Genomic DNA, 16,417 nt, shown 5'->3' with positions numbered 1-16,417 from the left:
CAGGTTCGATGCATGCGATGCACACAATTCTAATTCATCATTCGGATTCCGAACAATTTCATATGATGGCGTCTGACTTCGGATTGATTCTGAAGCAGAAACCGATGATGTACCGGCAGCGGGTGTCGCTTTCCTTTGTTTACGAAGAAAAGTGTTCTTGTTTATACAAGAATGCTTTTCTTTTTGTTTTTTTAAGTTGAACTAGCCCTAAATAACGCGTGTACTTCGAAAATCAGAAGACCTTCCGATCGCTGTTATCCCCAGGTTCTTTCTGTTTTCTACGTGAATTGCGTTATCGGCTAGTTCATCTTAATGGTTGGGTTGTTAAAACACACATATCAGGGGGAATCAGGATCATGATGAAAAAGTGGATTAGCGGTTTGGCGGCAGTGGCAATGACATCGGTGTTACTTGCAGGATGCGGCAGCAGTACAGAGAACGCAACAGGCGGATCAGGCAGCGGAGGCAAGGCGCCAAACAAGCTGGTCATCTCCACTTGGGGTTTCTCGGAAGATTTCTTCAATGAAGAAGTATTTGGTCCATTTGAAAAAGAACATAATGTAGACATCGTGCTTGAAGTGGGTAACAACGCTGAGCGTTTGAACAAAATCCGCCAAGGTACATCCAATGTTGATGTGATCTATTTGTCCGATTACTATGCACAGCAAGGTATTGATGAAGGGTTGTTTGAGAAAATCGACCGCTCCAAAATTCCGAATGTGAACGATATTTATGATATTGCCAAAGCACCGCTTGGCGAAGATTACGGCCCGGCCTACACCGTTGGACAGCTCGGAATCGCTTATAACCCGGACCTCGTTAACAAAGAAGTCACTTCATGGGCTGATCTGTGGGACCCGGCGTTCGCAGGTAACCTGACCATTCCGAACATTACGGCAACAGCAGGCCCAATGGTATTGGATGCAGCTTCCCGTGTAGCCGGAAACGAAACATTTAATGAAGATGCAGCATTTGCGGAACTGAAAAAATTAAGCGGAAATGTTGTTAAATTCTACACGCAAACTTCCGAATTCGTGAACATGTTCTCCCAGGAAGAGATTGCTGGCGGACCGATTATGGAAATGTACTTCAAAGACCTGAAAGCCGCAGTGCCAAATGCGAAGTTTGTTACACCTAGCGAAGGTGCATATGCCGTCATGAATACGATCAATGTCGTAAAAGGCAGCAAGAACAAAGAACTCGCCGAAGAATTCATCAACTGGCAGTTGAGCCAGGATGTACAAACCAAATCGGCCAAAGCTAAAGTGGATTCCCCGGTAAATACGAAAGTTGAATTGAATGCGGAAGAAGCGGAAGGCGTAACGTATGGTGCGGACGTCGTTGGCAAGCTGAACAAGCTGGATATGGAATTTGTGAATCAACAGGCCAAAGCATGGACAGATCGTTGGAACCGCGAGATTGCACAGTAAAACAAGTAGCCGATTGACTTAACTAAACTTTTTACACGAGAACGGAGAGGACAGAAATAACGTGAAGAAGCGAAGCGTTCGCCTTTATTCCCGGATTTTCCCTTTGAAGAAGGGAATTAAAAAAAAATCTGGGGATAACAGCGATCGGAAGGTTATTCTGTCATCGGAGTGGTAAGTGTAAATATTCTTTAATTGAACTTATATCATTTGCAGCAAGCAATCATTTAACGGCAGAGGAGTTGGGAATGTATGAGTGAAACAGGAAATCGTATCATTCTGGATGTGGATACCGGTATTGATGACGCGCTGGCGATTTTGCTGGCCGTCAAGAGTCGGAAGCTGGACATTCTCGGGATTACCACGGTCTGCGGGAACGTATCGCTCCAGCAGGCAACGGATAATACATGCAAAATTCTCGAGCTGGTGGGAGCACCCTCCATTCCGGTTATTGCCGGAGCGGCTGGGCCACTCACACGCAAGTCTCACTATGAGCACCGGGTACATGGGCAAGACGGATTGGGTGGTGCGCTGCCCGATCCTGCCGTGTCCAAGCAGGCGGATGCAGGTTTTGCCCCGGAATTTATCGTTGAACAAGCGAAGTTGTACCCAGGGGAACTAACACTGATCATGACCGCGCCGTTAACGAATTTGGCTCTGGCGTTAATGAAGTGTCCTGAACTACCTACATTATTGAAGGAAGTCATCTTCATGGGTGGCGTCGTTCGTGGGCATGGCAACGTTACACCTACTGCGGAGTACAACACGTACGCTGATCCCGAAGCTGCACGCATTGTATTGCATGCAGGTTTCGAGAAGCTTACCCAGGTGGGCTTGGATGTTACCCGCCAAACGCTATTGAATGAAGAAGCCATCGGACGATTGACTGATCCGGTATTGCGCGATTACGTGGCACAGAGCACGGAGATTTACATCAAGCGGTATGAAGAAATGAACGGCATACGCGCGTGTGCCCTTCATGATCCACTGGCCGTTGGCGTCGCGCTTGCCCCGGAACTGGTTGGACGCAAATCGTACTACGTCGATGTAGAGACGGCCAGCCGCCTGTGTGATGGTCAGATGGTATGTGACTTCCAAAACCGTTTGGGTGAACAGCCCAACACATTGGTATGCGAAACGGTAGATGCCGAAGCATTCCTTGAGTTATTTATTAACGCATTAAATTCTTAATTGCTCGACCCAATAAGATATTTATACGATTGCGGAGAGTGCAGAACCGATCTGGAGAAGCGAAGCGTTCCCCTTTATCCCCCGATTTTCTCCATTGATAAGGAATCAGAAAAATCGGGGGATAACAGGGATCGAAGGACGGTACTGCAATCGGAGTATCCGAGTATAAATCTCTAATTCTTATGTCAGGAGTACCGCGATGAAGAAATCAGTATACTGGCTATTGCTGCCGGGATTTGTGTTTTTGGCGGCATTTATGATCATTCCGATTGTCCTGACGATCGGATCGACGTTTTTTCAGGAAAACTCCTTCACGTTTGAAGGATACATGCATTTTTTCAGAGACCCTTACTTTTTGAAAATATTGCTTACGACGCTGCAGGTCAGCGTGGTCACCACCATCGTCTGCGTGGTGCTCGGATTCCCGACAGCTTATTATATTTCACAGAAAGCGCCGCGCCGCAAAGGCATTCTGCTCGCGCTGGCAATCTTCCCGCTATTGACGAGCCCGGTTGTGCGGTCGTTTAGCTGGATGATTATTCTCGGACGCAAAGGGCTGATCAACAACGCCCTTGTTGGGCTTGGTATCGTGGACAAGCCGCTCGATATTCTGTATACGCCGGCAGCCATGATGATTGGTTTGACCCATCTGTTCCTGCCGCTCATGATCATTTCCCTGGTCGGTGTGCTGGAGAACATCGATGGTGATCTGCTCAAGGCAGCACAGAGCCTGGGTGCATCTCGCTTCACGGCATTCCGCCGGGTGGTGTTCCCGCTGGCTGTGCCAGGGCTTGTGATCGGAGCCGTACTTGTTTTTGTCGGAAGCCTGACGGCTTATACGACGCCTGCGCTTTTGGGAGGCAAACAACGCGTCATTGCGACGTTCCTCTATCAGAACGCCATGACCCTGAACGACTGGTATCTGGCCTCGGTCGTTGCTGCGATTATGATTGTCATTACGTTTGTCGTGGTCGGTGTCATGAACAAAATGGCCAAAACTTTAAATCCGAAGGGGTAGACATATGCGGGAGAAACATATCGGGCTGGGCCTGTTCAGTCTGCTGGTCTTTATCTTTCTGCTGGGCCCGCTTCTGATCATATCGGTCACTTCGTTTGAACCGGGGACGGTACTCAAATTTCCGCCGGAGGGCTTCTCCCTCCGCTGGTACGAGAATATTTTCAACACAGGTGGTTTCCTCCGCACGTTCCAGACGTCCATCATCATTTCCCTGCTGGGGAATTTGCTGGCGCTGTTGCTCGGGGTTCCGGCTGCGTACGCACTTAGTCGTTATGATTTCAAAGGCAAGTCCGTGCTGAATGCATTGTTTTTGTCTCCGGTACTCATTCCGGGAATCGTGCTTGGTTTTACATTGATGAAATACCTGATCGTGATCTATCATCTGCCGATGTATCTGGGTCTGCTGATCGGCCACACGATTATTATGCTTCCATTTATCATTCGCGTTATCGCATCGAGTCTGTCGAGCTTTGACTTTGCGGTAGAAGAAGCAGCACTGAGTCTCGGCGCAGGACGGGTTAGAACGTTTTTCCAGATTGTGCTGCCTAACATTCGCTCAGGAATTCTCGCGGCGGTGCTGATTGCCTTTCTGGAGTCGTTCAACAACGTGGACATTTCCGTGTTTATGACCGGACCAGGGGTAAGCACATTGCCAATTCAGATGCTGACCTATGTAGAAAATTATTTTGACCCAACCATTGCAGCCATTTCCGTGCTTTTGATGGTATTAACTGGACTTTTAATGTTCGTGATCGAACGGATCATGGGCGGATTCTCATACTTTACTAAACGTTAATTGGAGGCGCAGAACGCTATGGCATTGCTGACATTGGATCGCGTATCGGTGGCTTACGATAACCAGACGATCCTGAAGGATTTTCAATTGGAGCTGGAAAAAGGTAAGCTGCTCTCCCTGCTCGGACCGAGCGGTTGCGGCAAAACAACTACGCTGCGCCTCATCGCCGGATTCCTGGAAGCAACACAGGGCAAGTTTATGTTCGGCGGCAAGGATTATACGAAGGTTCCGGTCAACAAGCGGAATTTCGGATTTGTATTTCAGAGTTATGCGCTGTTCCCGCATCTGTCTGTCTATGACAACGTGGCCTTCGGCCTGCGGATGCGCAAGGTAAAAGACAAAGACATTTCTTCACGCGTAATGCGTATCCTTGAAGTGGTAAACCTGAACGGCTTCGAGAAACGCTTCCCGCAGGAACTGTCCGGTGGACAGCGTCAACGTGTGGCGATTGCCCGCGCACTCGTCATTGAACCGGATTTGCTATTGTTCGATGAACCGCTCAGTAACCTGGATGCCAACTTGCGACTCAACATGCGGGTCGAGATTCGCCGGATTCAGCAGGAACTGGGCATTACGACACTTTATGTCTCTCATGATCAGGAGGAGTGCTTCTCCATCTCGGATCAGGTAGCGATTATGAACAAAGGCGTTGTCGAGCAGCTCGACCGCCCGGAGACTATTTTTAAATACCCGGCCACGGAATTTGTAGCCCAATTTATTGGCTTCCACAATTTTATTGAATTCGCAGAGCGCAGTGATGCAGGAGAGGTGATCACGCTGAAAGCGGGTGGTCGTTTGTTCACAGCAACAGCGCATCCTGGAACAGCACGTCCCGGTGCACGCAAAGGTGCGATTCGCCCGGATGATCTGATGGTTAGTGGGGATACCTCCGGGGACATGGCAAATGCTTTGCCTGGGATTATCAAAGTAAGCACGTACCTTGGACGCAGTTATCAGTACGTCATCGAGACAGAGCTTGGCGACTTCACAGCCAATCAGGAGATGGAGACACCTTATCTCAGCGGACAGCGGGTTAATCTGATTTTCCCGCAGGATAAACTTGTCCTTGTGGAATAGCAGCAGGAAGCAGCAGCAGCAAAAGAGGCATTTATCAGCTGAATTCAGAGCAATATAGCTAATTGTAGCTGCTGCTCTGGATCGCTGAAAGATGCTCATGGAGAAGGAGATTATGCCCCATGCGTGCAGATCAACTAATTAAGAATGTACATGTGTATAACAGTTATTATAAACGATTCGAAATGAACAACGTGGCTGTACTGGACGGTAGGTTTATGTATGTTGGTCCAGGCGGCCCGGAGATGATTGAAGCCGATGAAGTGATTGATGCACGCGGACGTTACATGATCCCGGGCCTTATTGATATTCATCTGCACATTGAGAGTACAATGGTGACACCAGCAACCTTTTCCCATGGCCTGATCCGCTGCGGGGTAACGTCCATTGTGGCGGAACCGCATGAGATGGCGAATGTGTTTGGGCTGGAAGGTGTGCAGGAGATGATGTCGGCAAGTCGTGAGACAACGGTGGACATGTTCTACGCTATCCCAAGCTCCGTTCCGGCGACGCCGATGGAAACAACAGGTGGTTCAATCGAAATCGAAGACATGGATGTTCTTCTGGCTACTGGAGAGATCATCTGTCTGGGTGAGATCATGAACTATGTGGACGTCATCCGTGATCCGGAGTGCAAGACCAATCAGATTCTTCAGCATATTCGCAAAAACTATCCAGATCTCGTAATCGAAGGTCATACACCGAAATTGCTTGGGCTGGATCTGCACCGACTGATCTATGCGGGCATCGATTCGGATCATACGCATCAGAGCATTGAAGGCTTGCAGGCTCGAATTGCGGCAGGCATGTTCATTGAAATCCAGGAAAAATCGATGACGCCAGAAGTCATGGAATACCTGATTCAGCATGATGTTGCTCAGCATTTCTGCTTCGTAACAGACGATGTTATGCCGGATTCGCTGGTGGAACGGGGACATCTGGATCATATCGTACGTAAGGCCATTCGGATGGGTATGCGCCCCGAAGATGCGATTTACGCTGCAACCTCAACCCCTGCATCCCGTATGAAAATGACTGATCGCGGTAGCATTGCCCCAGGCAAAGTGGCGGACTATGTGCTGCTGTCCAACTTAGATACACTTGCAGTAGAGCAGGTATACAAAAATGGCCGTAAAGCTTATGACGACTACGAACCGTACAAGCAGGACCGAATTAGTGGACAGTTCCCACCTCACTTTTACCAAAGCGTGCAATTGGATTTGTTGGGAGCCGAGGATTTTGCAATCCGTTTGTCTGATCCGAAGGTGAATGGGCAAAGTGAAGCGTCCGACTCAGATGCACAGATATCTGAAAATGGTGTAAACAACTGCCGGGTCATGATGGTAAAGGATGGTTCAACCTTTGTGGAAGAACATATCGCACAGGTTCAGGCTGCGAATGGTGAACTGCTCTGGGAAGAAAGCGAATATGGACAGATTGCGACCTTTGAACGTTATGGTGTGAACGGTAACCGAGCACACGGTTTGATTGGTGGAGACACGATCAAGCGTGGTGCCATTGCAACAACATATTCACATGATAACCACAACCTATTGGTCGTAGGACGCAATCGTGAAGATATGATCTTAGCAGCTAACACGGTAATTTCGAGCCAGGGTGGATTCTGTGTGGTGGAAGACGGCAAAGTGTTGTCCCATCTCGAACTTCCTGTGGGTGGTATCTTGACGGAGGAACCGCTGGCGGTGGTGTCACACCAAGTGAAAGAGCTGCGTGCAGCGATGTTGTCTCTTGGTTATGTGCACTATAACCCGATCATGTCCATCAGTACCCATTCCCTTGCGGTAAGTCCGGCTCTGAAAATTACGGATCATGGCCTGATTGATGTAAATGCAGGTAAGGTTGTACCGTTGATCGTGGAATAGTGTTTAATTATAAAAAATGGCGACACCCCAATTCACAACCATCATGTTTTGAATTGGGGTGTTTTTTTATGTGTAGGATCAAACAGAGAGGACTTGGAAGTGGTTCATTATTTGGACGAAGCAAATGAATACATATATAGTAAGAAGAGAATGTTCGGAGCCAACGCCAGGAGGATAAGTAGCATTTATGAAAAAATTAAATAAAACAAGAGCCATCTTTTTCGATGTAGACGATACCTTGTACGACCACTTACAGCCGCTAAAAGGAGCACTACAGGAAGTTCTTGGTTTACCGGATGATTTCCCGTATGGGGAGGCATACCATCGCTTCCGTTATTATAGCGACTGGCTGTCTGCTCAAGAGGATTTGTCGGCTGTACCCGAACCCGAAGCGGTTGAACGGATGCGTCATCGCAGATTTGAGCTGACCATGGCGGAACTTGGATATCCTCTACAACAGGGGCAGGCTGAAGAACTGCAAGCACGGTATTTGAGTAGACAGTTTCAGATTCAGCCCTTTGAGGGAGCATATGAACTTATCCGAAGACTTCTTGCAGAAGGGCATAGGGTAGGGTTAATTACCAACGGAGAAGGAAAACATCAGCAGCGGAAGCTCGAAGCGCTGGATGTATTCAGTCTTATTCCCGAGGAACGGATTTTCATATCGGGTACCCTTGGTTACGCCAAGCCGGATCGCAGATTATTTGAGCATGTAAGCAGGCAGACGGGATCGGATTCCAGTTCCAGTTATTACATCGGCGATTCCTGGCGTAATGATGTTGTTGGTGCAGTGGATGCCGGATGGAAAGTGATCTGGTTCAACCATCGGGATGCTTTGCCAGAATCAGAGCATCAGCCACATCATGTAGCGCGCAGTTATGAAGAGATAAGCCGGGTCCTTACATCCGAGTTGGTTCATCAATAAAGAGTGTTCATATGCAGTGTGTGATGTTTTTAGACTTGATCAAGTCCGGTTCCCTCATGGGGATCCGGGCTTTTGTTGTTGTTGCATGTAGTTTACAAGGGGTGGGGTGATGATTGTCATTGTTTATCGGTGAAAATCGAGGTATAGATACGAGATACGTTGTATAACAGTGTCAAAGGTTTTTTTTACACGGGCCAAACATGAAGCGTAGCTTCATGGAATCTTCATTCGAAAGAGTAGGCTAAAGTCTTCACAAAGGATAAGGGCAGTGTTATAATTAAAACAAGATTTAGATTAAGTCTAAATTAAACAAACGGAAGCAAGTTAAATGACGTTATCAAATTCAAAACTATATGATACTCGAGAGGGGATAAATTCCATGAGCACAATCCAAACTAGAAACAATACTTTTGCAAACCATACCACTGAACTTCAAGATGTCCTGAACCGCCAGATTGCAGGTTGGTCTGTACTGTACACCAAATTGCACCACTTCCACTGGTATGTGAAAGGTCCTCATTTCTTCACACTGCATACAAAATTCGAAGAGTTGTATAACATGGCTACAGCGAATATGGACGAAGCCGCAGAACGTCTGTTGGCAATTGGTGGACGTCCGGTCGCAACGATGGCTGAGCAACTGCAGTTATCACCTGTTGAGGAAGCACAGGGACAGTTGTCAGCTGAAAAAATGGTAGAAACCGTAGTTGCTGATCTGCAAGCGATGGTGGGTGTTATTAACCAGGGTATTCAAGCAGCTGGCGAAGCTGAGGATAATGCGACTGAAGATATGCTGATTGGATTCACTGCTGCCTTGGATAAAGAGGTCTGGATGTTAAACGCATTTCTGGGCAAATAAGCTAAGATACCCTGCATCCTGAACAACGATATGTAGAGTCCGTGAACAAAGTGCCCGTTCGCTTACAAATCCGGTGTGCTTGCCGTATAATGATGGCATTCAAGATGTATAGATTGGTGGAGTGATTAATGCGGAAAGACCTGGATGAACTGCGGGATGAAGCTGAACGGTTTATATATAAATGTTATGAAGAGCTGGGCCATTCGCGTGAAGACGCGCAGGCCCGGCTTGTTGCAGTTTTGAACGAGATTGAGCACACAGGCACATATGTGCATACTGCGGATGAACTGGAGAATGGCTGTAAAATGGCATGGCGGAATAGCAATCGCTGCATCGGGCGGCTGTTCTGGGATAAACTGCGCATCGTTGATGCACGTCATGCAGATACGGTTGGAACGGCAGCGGATGCTGTGATGAAGCACATTCGAGCGGCCTCTAACGGAGGCAAGATCATACCGATGATTACGATCCTTCCACCGGACGGTCCGAAGGGAGCCCCCGTGCGGATCTGGAATCACCAGTTGATCCGTTATGCCGGATATGAGACGACGGAAGGCGTTGTAGGCGATCCTGCATCTGTTGAGCTTACGAAGACAGCAATGTCGCTTGGCTGGCAGGGGGAAGGTACGCCTTATGATGTGCTGCCATTGATTATCCAGGCTCAGGGACAAGCTCCAGAGTGGTATCCTGTGCCCGGGGAAGACATCGTGGAAGTGAGGATCGAACACCCGGAACGTCCCGAGATTGCTGAACTGGACATGCGTTGGTACGGTGTGCCGATGATTGCCGATATGCGGCTGGAGATTGGCGGCATATCCTACCCGGCAGCCCCATTCAACGGCTGGTATATGGGAACTGAGATTGGCGCACGCAATCTGGCAGATACGTTTCGGTATAATAAACTACCAGTGGTAGCGGCAGCACTTGGCCTGAATACATCGAGTGAAACGACACTTTGGAAGGATCGAGCATTGGTAGAGCTGAATGTAGCTGTTCTGCATTCGTTCAAGAAAGCAGGCGTCAGCATTGTGGATCATCACACAGCGGCAGCGCAATTTGCCTTGTTTGAGCAGCGGGAGGAGAAGGCCGGGCGCGAGCTGACAGGTGATTGGGTCTGGCTGATTCCGCCGGTGTCTCCGGCAACGACGCATATTTTCCACAGTTCCTATCGCAATGAGATTGTGAAGCCCAACTTTTTCTATGGAGATCATTCCTACAAACCAGATATAGAGAAATCGGAAGCTGAACGGTTGGACAGGGGGAAACAACAACCCGAGGGGGATGAGCAGCCTCAGGTTGAGAACTCACCAATGAAATGCCCGTTTGCACACTAATGTGCGAACGGGTTGTTTTTTGTTTTTTCATCAAACCAAAGACTCTAAAATAGGAAATAAAGCTTAATATTATTTCTCTATATGGAAATTAATTGAACTTCTATAATGAGGATCATGACTTAATATAGGAGGGTTAGCCATGCACGGAGTTCGAAGGCGAGCTAAAGCCCGATGGGGTGGAAGTTCTTGAAGCGAAGTTTTACAAGCCGACGGAATTGCCTGAGAACACAGATCCTTATCTAAAAAGTAAAATTGAAGAAAATGCACTACATATAGCAACTTTATTAGGAGTAAATAAATGAATGGAAGCTGCCCACTGATGTGGGCAGTCTTGTGCATTTAAACTCGTTTCGATCTGTAACGGCTGCGCATCACTGCCTGTACGGCAATCGCAGCAGCAATCAGGAGCAGATTGAACACAAACACGGTATACAGCGATCCATGCTCCACAAGCAGCGCAGCCACCAGAGGGGACACGATCGAGCCGATCTCTGCCACAGAGACAATTTTGCCTATGACGGAGCTCCTGCCCTCGTCCGGGATATGATCCCCGATATGAGCAAAGAACGAATCCATGTAACATGCACCGCCTACACCGCCGATCAGCATACCCACGTAAACCAGCACATATGAAGATGTGCTCAGAAAAACCACCACTTCGATGCCAATCATCAGCATGCCGAACATACAGAGAAGCAGACGATCACCCATCCGATCAGACAGGTAACCGGCTACCGGAGCAGCCGCGAGTGTAGAGATACCAACGACGGTAAAGGCAAGACTGATCGCAAACGGGTCCCAGTGCATGATATGAGCCGCGTACAACGCAAAATAAGTCAGAAACACGGCATACGCACTCATCTCCAGGAAATGAACCGTACCGTAGCCAATCAGTTGCTGCCTCCGGGTAAGTCCGGTGGACGGTTCAGGAGTGGTTGGGCTAGGAGTAGCGTTTACTGGAGAAACTGTATAATCCGCAGGCGTTTGCGTTGGTTCGGCATCCGTTGGAGACTCGTTTGAGGCGTGACCGTCCACCACATTTTCAGATACAGGATTGGGCTTTGCTGTTGTCTTCATCCCCATTGCCGCAACCACAGCCATCAGGCAGCACACGGTCACGAGTAAAAAAGGCACCGACAACGGCCAATGCAACGAGAGCCAGCCGCTGATGACCGGACCCAGCACCATGCCTCCGCCTTCACTGCTGCTGATATAACCGTTGTACAGCCCCCGATTGTCGACATTCCCTTCATCCCCAATGATGGAACGTACGACGACCGTAAGTCCGGTAGAAGCGAGCCCTTGCAGCAGCCGCAGCAGGCCGAATACGAGCGCGGCAGAAGATACAGCGAAACCACCCATACAAACAGCGAGCAGCAGCAGCATGGCAATAAGTGCCCGCTTTCCCCCAACTTTCCGATAGAGTGCCGCAGCGGGCACCCCGCCAATGACTTTGCCGACATAAAAGAGTGCAAAAATAACCCCCATCATCCAGCCGGACAGGCCGAATTCCTCAATAAACAAAGGGAACAGGGGCAGGATCATGAAACCGCCCATCTGACTCAGAAAACAAATGATCATCAGCAAAGGCAGGTTGCGGCGAATGTCCACGAACAGGACTCCTTTCACATGACTTGATTCCGAAATCCTCATGAAATCGCTCTACTTGGATGCGTAGATATCGACATATACCCGTAATGTATGCTGTATTTGTGAGAATAAGAAGAAATAACACATGGCGTTTACATCAAAACCATTGCGGATATAGCTGAATCATATATAATAGATGGGATTTGTAATGAAGCATGCATGAATAGAAGTGTACAGGCTCAAGGTATACCTCAAGTTTAAAGGGGGCGAAATGAAGCATGTCAGAACAACAACCGATTATCCGGTTCGACCGGGTGACCCAGCAATACGATCAGGATGAAGCCGTATTGAAGGAAGTCAGCTTCGAGATTGAGCGGGGTAAATTTTATACGCTACTCGGCCCGTCAGGCTGCGGGAAAACAACGATATTGCGCCTGATCGCCGGCTTTGCGGAGCCGACACAGGGCAGTATTTATTTTAACGGTGCACTGATTAACCAAGTGCCGGCTCACCAGCGGCAGGTGAATACCGTATTTCAGGATTACGCGTTATTTCCACATTTGAACGTTTTTGAGAACGTAGCTTTTGGTTTGCGGATCAAAAAAATGAAAACCGCTGAAATTCGCGGCAAAGTGCTGGAAGCACTCAAGTTCGTCAATCTCTCCGGTTATGAAAACCGTGAAATTGGCGAGATGTCCGGCGGACAACGGCAGCGCGTCGCGATTGCGCGGGCGATTGTGAACGAACCCGAAATTTTGCTGCTGGACGAGCCGTTATCGGCGCTCGATCTGAAGCTGCGGACCGAAATGCAGTATGAATTGCGCGAGCTGCAACAGCGATTGGGCATTACGTTTATTTTTGTCACGCATGATCAGGAAGAAGCCTTGGCGATGTCGGACGAGATCTTTGTCCTGAACGGCGGCGTTATTCAACAGAGCGGCACACCGAATGATATCTATGATGAGCCGATTAACCGTTTTGTGGCGGACTTTATTGGTGAATCGAACATTGTATCCGGCAAAATGAAGCAGGACTTTGTGGTGGAATTCGCTGGCGCAGAGTACGAGTGTGTCGATCAGGGTTTGCAGCGGGACGAGCCTGTTGAGATTGTGATTCGTCCAGAGGATATGGAGATTACAACCGAGGAACAGGGCAAGATGCAGGTCAAGGTGGACTCCCAGCTGTTCCGTGGGGTGCATTACGAGATATCGACCTACGATGATGCGGGCAATGAGTGGCTGGTGCATTCCACGAAGAAAGCCGTCGTAGGCGCTCGTATTGGACTGTATTTTGACCCGGAAGCCATCCACGTCATGCGCTTTAACGAGACGGAAGAAGAGTTCGATAAACGTCTGGAAGCCTACCAAGAGGCCGTTCATGCAGACTAAGGCGAGTACACGCAATGCGTATCTGATTCCATATGTATTATGGATGGTGTTGTTTGTAGTTGCTCCGGTTCTGCTGGTCGTGTATTACTCGTTCTTCGATGTGGAGGGCAATTTCACGCTGGGTAACTACGCTCGGTTCTTTACACCTGTGTACATGCAGATGACCCTGAGCTCGTTCTGGTATGCATTTCTGATCACGGTGTTCTCGCTGTTGGTCTCGTATCCGACGGCGTATTTACTGACTCGTACAAAGCACAAGCAGCTGTGGCTGCTGCTTATAATTTTGCCAAGCTGGATCAATCTGTTGTTAAAAGCGTACGCCTTTATCGGCCTCTTCGGCACGTATGGCTTGACCAATTCCCTGCTTGAAGTGGTGGGCATTGGCACACAACAGATTCTGTTCACCGATTTCAGCTTTATCTTTGTTTCGGTGTACATCTTCATTCCATTCATGATCCTGCCGATCTTCAACGCGTTGGAAGAGATGAATCCATCGCTGATCTATGCAGCACGGGATCTCGGGGCATCATCATGGCTGACGTTCCGCCGGGTTATCTTCCCGCTGACGCTCAGCGGAGTGAAATCCGGCTGTCAGGCCGTATTTATTCCGGCGCTATCCTTGTTCATGATTACCCGCCTTATTGCGGGGAACCGGGTAATTACACTGGGAACAGCGATTGAGCAGCATTTTCTCGTCACCCAGGACTGGGGGATGGGTTCGACGATTGCCGTCTTTTTGATTATTGCGATGGCGATCATTATGTTCCTGACTGGATCAGGCAAGAAGGAGGTGCGTAATGGGAAGAAACGGAAAGCTGTCTAACGTCTATCTGGCCGTTGTATTCGCCATACTGTACGCACCGATTGCGTATCTGATCTTCTATTCCTTCAATAGTGGCGGGCATATGCGCGGCTTCGAAGGATTTACATTGGAATGGTACAGGGAAGTATTTGCCGATACCCGGCTGCTGATCATTGTACTGAATACGTTTATTATCGCGCTTCTGTCTTCGGCGATCTCGACGATGCTCGGTGTGGCAGGGGCACTGGCGATCTATCATGTGCGGCGCAAACGGACCAAGAATACGTTGCTGTCACTCAATAACGTGCTGATCGTTAGTCCGGATGTCATCATCGGTGCGTCCTTTCTGATTCTGTTCACCATGATTGGCATCAAGCTTGGATTCACTTCGGTACTGTTGTCTCATATCGCATTCAGCGTGCCGATTGTCGTAATTATGGTACTGCCCAAGCTTCAGGAGATGAGTCCGACCTTGATGGATGCGGCGCGCGATCTGGGTGCTGGATCATGGCAGATCCTGACTCGAGTCGTGCTTCCATACGTTAAACCGGGTATTTTTGCCGGATTCTTCATGGCATTGACGTACTCGCTGGATGACTTTGCGGTAACCTTCTTTGTCACGGGTAACGGATACTCCACACTCTCGGTGGAGATTTATTCAAGAGCAAGGCAGGGCGTGTCATTGTCCATCAATGCGCTGTCGACACTGCTGTTCCTGCTGACGGTGCTGCTGGTGGTTGGGTATTACTTCATTAACCGCCGTGCCGCGCGTACGCCTGCGGGAAGGGGGCTGCGTCCATGAAGCAACTGGTTCGGACATTTGCGATTGTATTTGTGGCTGCCTTTGCCTTGATGATTCTCGCTTCGTACCTGAACAAGAGTCAGGGATATTCCGGCGGCAACACGCTGACGATTTACAACTGGGGCGATTATATCGACCCGGATTTGCTGAAGGAGTTTGAGCAAGAGACCGGCATCAAGGTGATCTACCAGACGTTTGACTCGAACGAAGCGATGTTAACCAAGATTGAGCAGGGCGGAACGACGTTTGATGTGGCGATTCCTTCCGAGTATGCGATTAGCAAAATGAAAGAGGAAAATCTGCTCATTCCGCTGGATCACAGCAAGCTGCCCAATCTGAGCAACATCGATCCGCGGTTTATGGACCTTTCCTTCGATGAGGACAACAAGTATTCCATCCCTTACTTCTGGGGAACAGTGGGGATTGTGTACAATCCTGAACTGGTTGATGGGTTAACGTTCGAGAGCTGGAATGACCTGTGGGACCCACGTTTGAAAAATCAAATCCTGCTGCTCGACGGTGCCCGTGAAGTCATCGGCATGGGGCTGAACAGCCTCGGGTATTCGTTGAACGATACGAATGAAGACCATCTGCAGGAAGCTTTGAAGAAACTGTCCAACCTCACGCCTAACGTCAGAGCGATTGTCGGAGACGAGATCAAAATGCTGCTGGCAAATGAGGAAGCGGCGGTCGGACTCGTATGGTCCGGGGATGCTTCAGAAATTATGGATGAGAATGACAAGCTGGATTACGTGGTTCCTGAGGAAGGCTCGAACCTTTGGTTCGATAACATGGTTATTCCGAAGACCGCGAGTAATATTGAAGGCGCTCATCAGTTTATCAACTTCATGCTGGACCCGGATCATGCGGCTCGTAATGCTGAATATGTCGGGTACTCTACACCGAATGCCGAGGCATTGAAGTTGCTTCCGGAGGATATTTCAGAGGATGAGCGATTTTATCCAGATGAGACGCTGACGGGCAAGCTGGAAGTGTACAATAATCTGGGCAAAAAAATGCTCTCGCATTATAATGATTTGTTCCTCGAATTTAAAATGCATAGTAAATAAAGGTATTCGAGTGAGATGTACAGCGTCTTTCTAATTCTCTAAAACTCCAATGGGAGTTAATGACCACCAAAAGCGCATGTACAGTTCGTTAGAATAAATAGGGGTGCAGCTCGTCATTTCAATTGAATGACGAGCTGCACCCCTATATTTTTACCCTGCTTCAGAGCAAATAGCTCAGGTAGGTTGTCTTATCCTTATTTACACGTTAACGGAGGAGACAGAACAAACGAAGGAAGCGAAGCGTGCGCCTTTATCCCC

At 48.7% G+C, this 16,417-nt stretch carries 14 protein-coding genes; 13 read left to right on the top strand and 1 reads right to left on the bottom strand.

The annotated features are described in order from the left end of the window. The first annotated feature begins 359 nt into the window (after positions 1-359). The 9 genes from DC345_RS10340 to DC345_RS10300 all read left to right on the top strand — a co-directional run bounded on the left by DC345_RS10340 (position 360) and on the right by DC345_RS10300 (position 10,507). On the top strand, positions 360-1,430 hold the full coding sequence (locus tag DC345_RS10340) for an ABC transporter substrate-binding protein (RefSeq protein WP_113053341.1): 1,071 nt from the start codon (positions 360-362) through the stop codon (positions 1,428-1,430). Positions 1,431-1,679: 249 nt separating this feature from the next. Further along, complete coding sequence (locus tag DC345_RS10335) at positions 1,680-2,618, top strand: nucleoside hydrolase (RefSeq protein WP_113053014.1); 939 nt, start codon at positions 1,680-1,682, stop codon at positions 2,616-2,618. A 199-nt stretch (positions 2,619-2,817) separates the two neighbouring features. Continuing rightward, positions 2,818-3,636: an ABC transporter permease gene (locus DC345_RS10330; RefSeq protein WP_063567190.1), complete on the top strand. Its 819-nt coding sequence runs from the start codon at positions 2,818-2,820 to the stop codon at positions 3,634-3,636. Positions 3,637-3,640: 4 nt separating this feature from the next. Next, complete coding sequence (locus DC345_RS10325) at positions 3,641-4,432, top strand: ABC transporter permease (RefSeq protein WP_024632851.1); 792 nt, start codon at positions 3,641-3,643, stop codon at positions 4,430-4,432. Between the two features lie 18 nt (positions 4,433-4,450). Then, complete coding sequence (locus tag DC345_RS10320) at positions 4,451-5,509, top strand: ABC transporter ATP-binding protein (RefSeq protein WP_063567191.1); 1,059 nt, start codon at positions 4,451-4,453, stop codon at positions 5,507-5,509. 119 nt (positions 5,510-5,628) lie between these two features. Further along, positions 5,629-7,389: an adenine deaminase gene (locus DC345_RS10315; protein ID WP_113053013.1), complete on the top strand. Its 1,761-nt coding sequence runs from the start codon at positions 5,629-5,631 to the stop codon at positions 7,387-7,389. A gap of 187 nt (positions 7,390-7,576) precedes the next feature. Continuing rightward, entirely contained in the window at positions 7,577-8,314 is a 738-nt protein-coding gene (locus tag DC345_RS10310; protein WP_113053012.1) for an HAD family hydrolase, read from the top strand. 379 nt (positions 8,315-8,693) lie between these two features. After that, positions 8,694-9,173 carry a Dps family protein gene (locus DC345_RS10305; RefSeq protein WP_113053011.1) on the top strand — a complete coding sequence of 160 codons (480 nt, stop codon included), beginning with the start codon at positions 8,694-8,696 and terminating at the stop codon, positions 9,171-9,173. Between the two features lie 128 nt (positions 9,174-9,301). Beyond that, complete coding sequence (locus DC345_RS10300; protein WP_113053010.1) at positions 9,302-10,507, top strand: nitric oxide synthase oxygenase; 1,206 nt, start codon at positions 9,302-9,304, stop codon at positions 10,505-10,507. A gap of 339 nt (positions 10,508-10,846) precedes the next feature. On the opposite strand, the gene DC345_RS10295 is transcribed toward DC345_RS10300, so the two are convergent. Continuing rightward, positions 10,847-12,160 carry an MFS transporter gene (locus DC345_RS10295; RefSeq protein ID WP_113053009.1) on the bottom strand — a complete coding sequence of 438 codons (1,314 nt, stop codon included), beginning with the start codon at positions 12,158-12,160 and terminating at the stop codon, positions 10,847-10,849. 215 nt (positions 12,161-12,375) lie between these two features. Here DC345_RS10295 and DC345_RS10290 point away from each other — a divergent pair, with 215 nt between their 5' ends. From DC345_RS10290 to DC345_RS10275, 4 genes are read left to right on the top strand one after another with little or no spacing between them, the layout of a single operon-like run. Beyond that, positions 12,376-13,485: an ABC transporter ATP-binding protein gene (locus tag DC345_RS10290; protein ID WP_113053008.1), complete on the top strand. Its 1,110-nt coding sequence runs from the start codon at positions 12,376-12,378 to the stop codon at positions 13,483-13,485. Then, positions 13,475-14,308, top strand: a complete 834-nt coding sequence (locus DC345_RS10285) for an ABC transporter permease (RefSeq protein WP_024632841.1) — start codon at positions 13,475-13,477, stop codon at positions 14,306-14,308. The genes DC345_RS10290 and DC345_RS10285 overlap by 11 nt, the downstream gene beginning before the upstream one ends. Continuing rightward, positions 14,283-15,089 carry an ABC transporter permease gene (locus DC345_RS10280; protein ID WP_064641797.1) on the top strand — a complete coding sequence of 269 codons (807 nt, stop codon included), beginning with the start codon at positions 14,283-14,285 and terminating at the stop codon, positions 15,087-15,089. Before DC345_RS10285 ends, DC345_RS10280 begins: the two co-directional genes overlap by 26 nt. Next, entirely contained in the window at positions 15,086-16,159 is a 1,074-nt protein-coding gene (locus DC345_RS10275) for an ABC transporter substrate-binding protein (RefSeq protein WP_113053007.1), read from the top strand. Before DC345_RS10280 ends, DC345_RS10275 begins: the two co-directional genes overlap by 4 nt. Positions 16,160-16,417 lie beyond the last annotated feature (258 nt).

This window comes from Paenibacillus taichungensis (assembly GCF_003287275.1).
Taxonomy (GTDB): Bacteria; Bacillota; Bacilli; order Paenibacillales; family Paenibacillaceae; genus Paenibacillus; species Paenibacillus taichungensis_A.
This window is presented reverse-complemented; position numbering and strand designations above follow the sequence as displayed.

Coding starts and splice junctions, on each gene's coding strand:
- DC345_RS10330 (WP_063567190.1), top strand. CDS start 2,818: ATGAAGAAATCAGTATACTGGCTATTGCTGCCGGGATTTGTGTTTTTG.
- DC345_RS10290 (WP_113053008.1), top strand. CDS start 12,376: ATGTCAGAACAACAACCGATTATCCGGTTCGACCGGGTGACCCAGCAA.
- DC345_RS10340 (WP_113053341.1), top strand. CDS start 360: ATGAAAAAGTGGATTAGCGGTTTGGCGGCAGTGGCAATGACATCGGTG.
- DC345_RS10335 (WP_113053014.1), top strand. CDS start 1,680: ATGAGTGAAACAGGAAATCGTATCATTCTGGATGTGGATACCGGTATT.
- DC345_RS10320 (WP_063567191.1), top strand. CDS start 4,451: ATGGCATTGCTGACATTGGATCGCGTATCGGTGGCTTACGATAACCAG.
- DC345_RS10285 (WP_024632841.1), top strand. CDS start 13,475: ATGCAGACTAAGGCGAGTACACGCAATGCGTATCTGATTCCATATGTA.
- DC345_RS10305 (WP_113053011.1), top strand. CDS start 8,694: ATGAGCACAATCCAAACTAGAAACAATACTTTTGCAAACCATACCACT.
- DC345_RS10325 (WP_024632851.1), top strand. CDS start 3,641: ATGCGGGAGAAACATATCGGGCTGGGCCTGTTCAGTCTGCTGGTCTTT.
- DC345_RS10315 (WP_113053013.1), top strand. CDS start 5,629: ATGCGTGCAGATCAACTAATTAAGAATGTACATGTGTATAACAGTTAT.
- DC345_RS10295 (WP_113053009.1), bottom strand. CDS start 12,160: ATGAGGATTTCGGAATCAAGTCATGTGAAAGGAGTCCTGTTCGTGGAC.
- DC345_RS10275 (WP_113053007.1), top strand. CDS start 15,086: ATGAAGCAACTGGTTCGGACATTTGCGATTGTATTTGTGGCTGCCTTT.
- DC345_RS10280 (WP_064641797.1), top strand. CDS start 14,283: ATGGGAAGAAACGGAAAGCTGTCTAACGTCTATCTGGCCGTTGTATTC.
- DC345_RS10300 (WP_113053010.1), top strand. CDS start 9,302: ATGCGGAAAGACCTGGATGAACTGCGGGATGAAGCTGAACGGTTTATA.
- DC345_RS10310 (WP_113053012.1), top strand. CDS start 7,577: ATGAAAAAATTAAATAAAACAAGAGCCATCTTTTTCGATGTAGACGAT.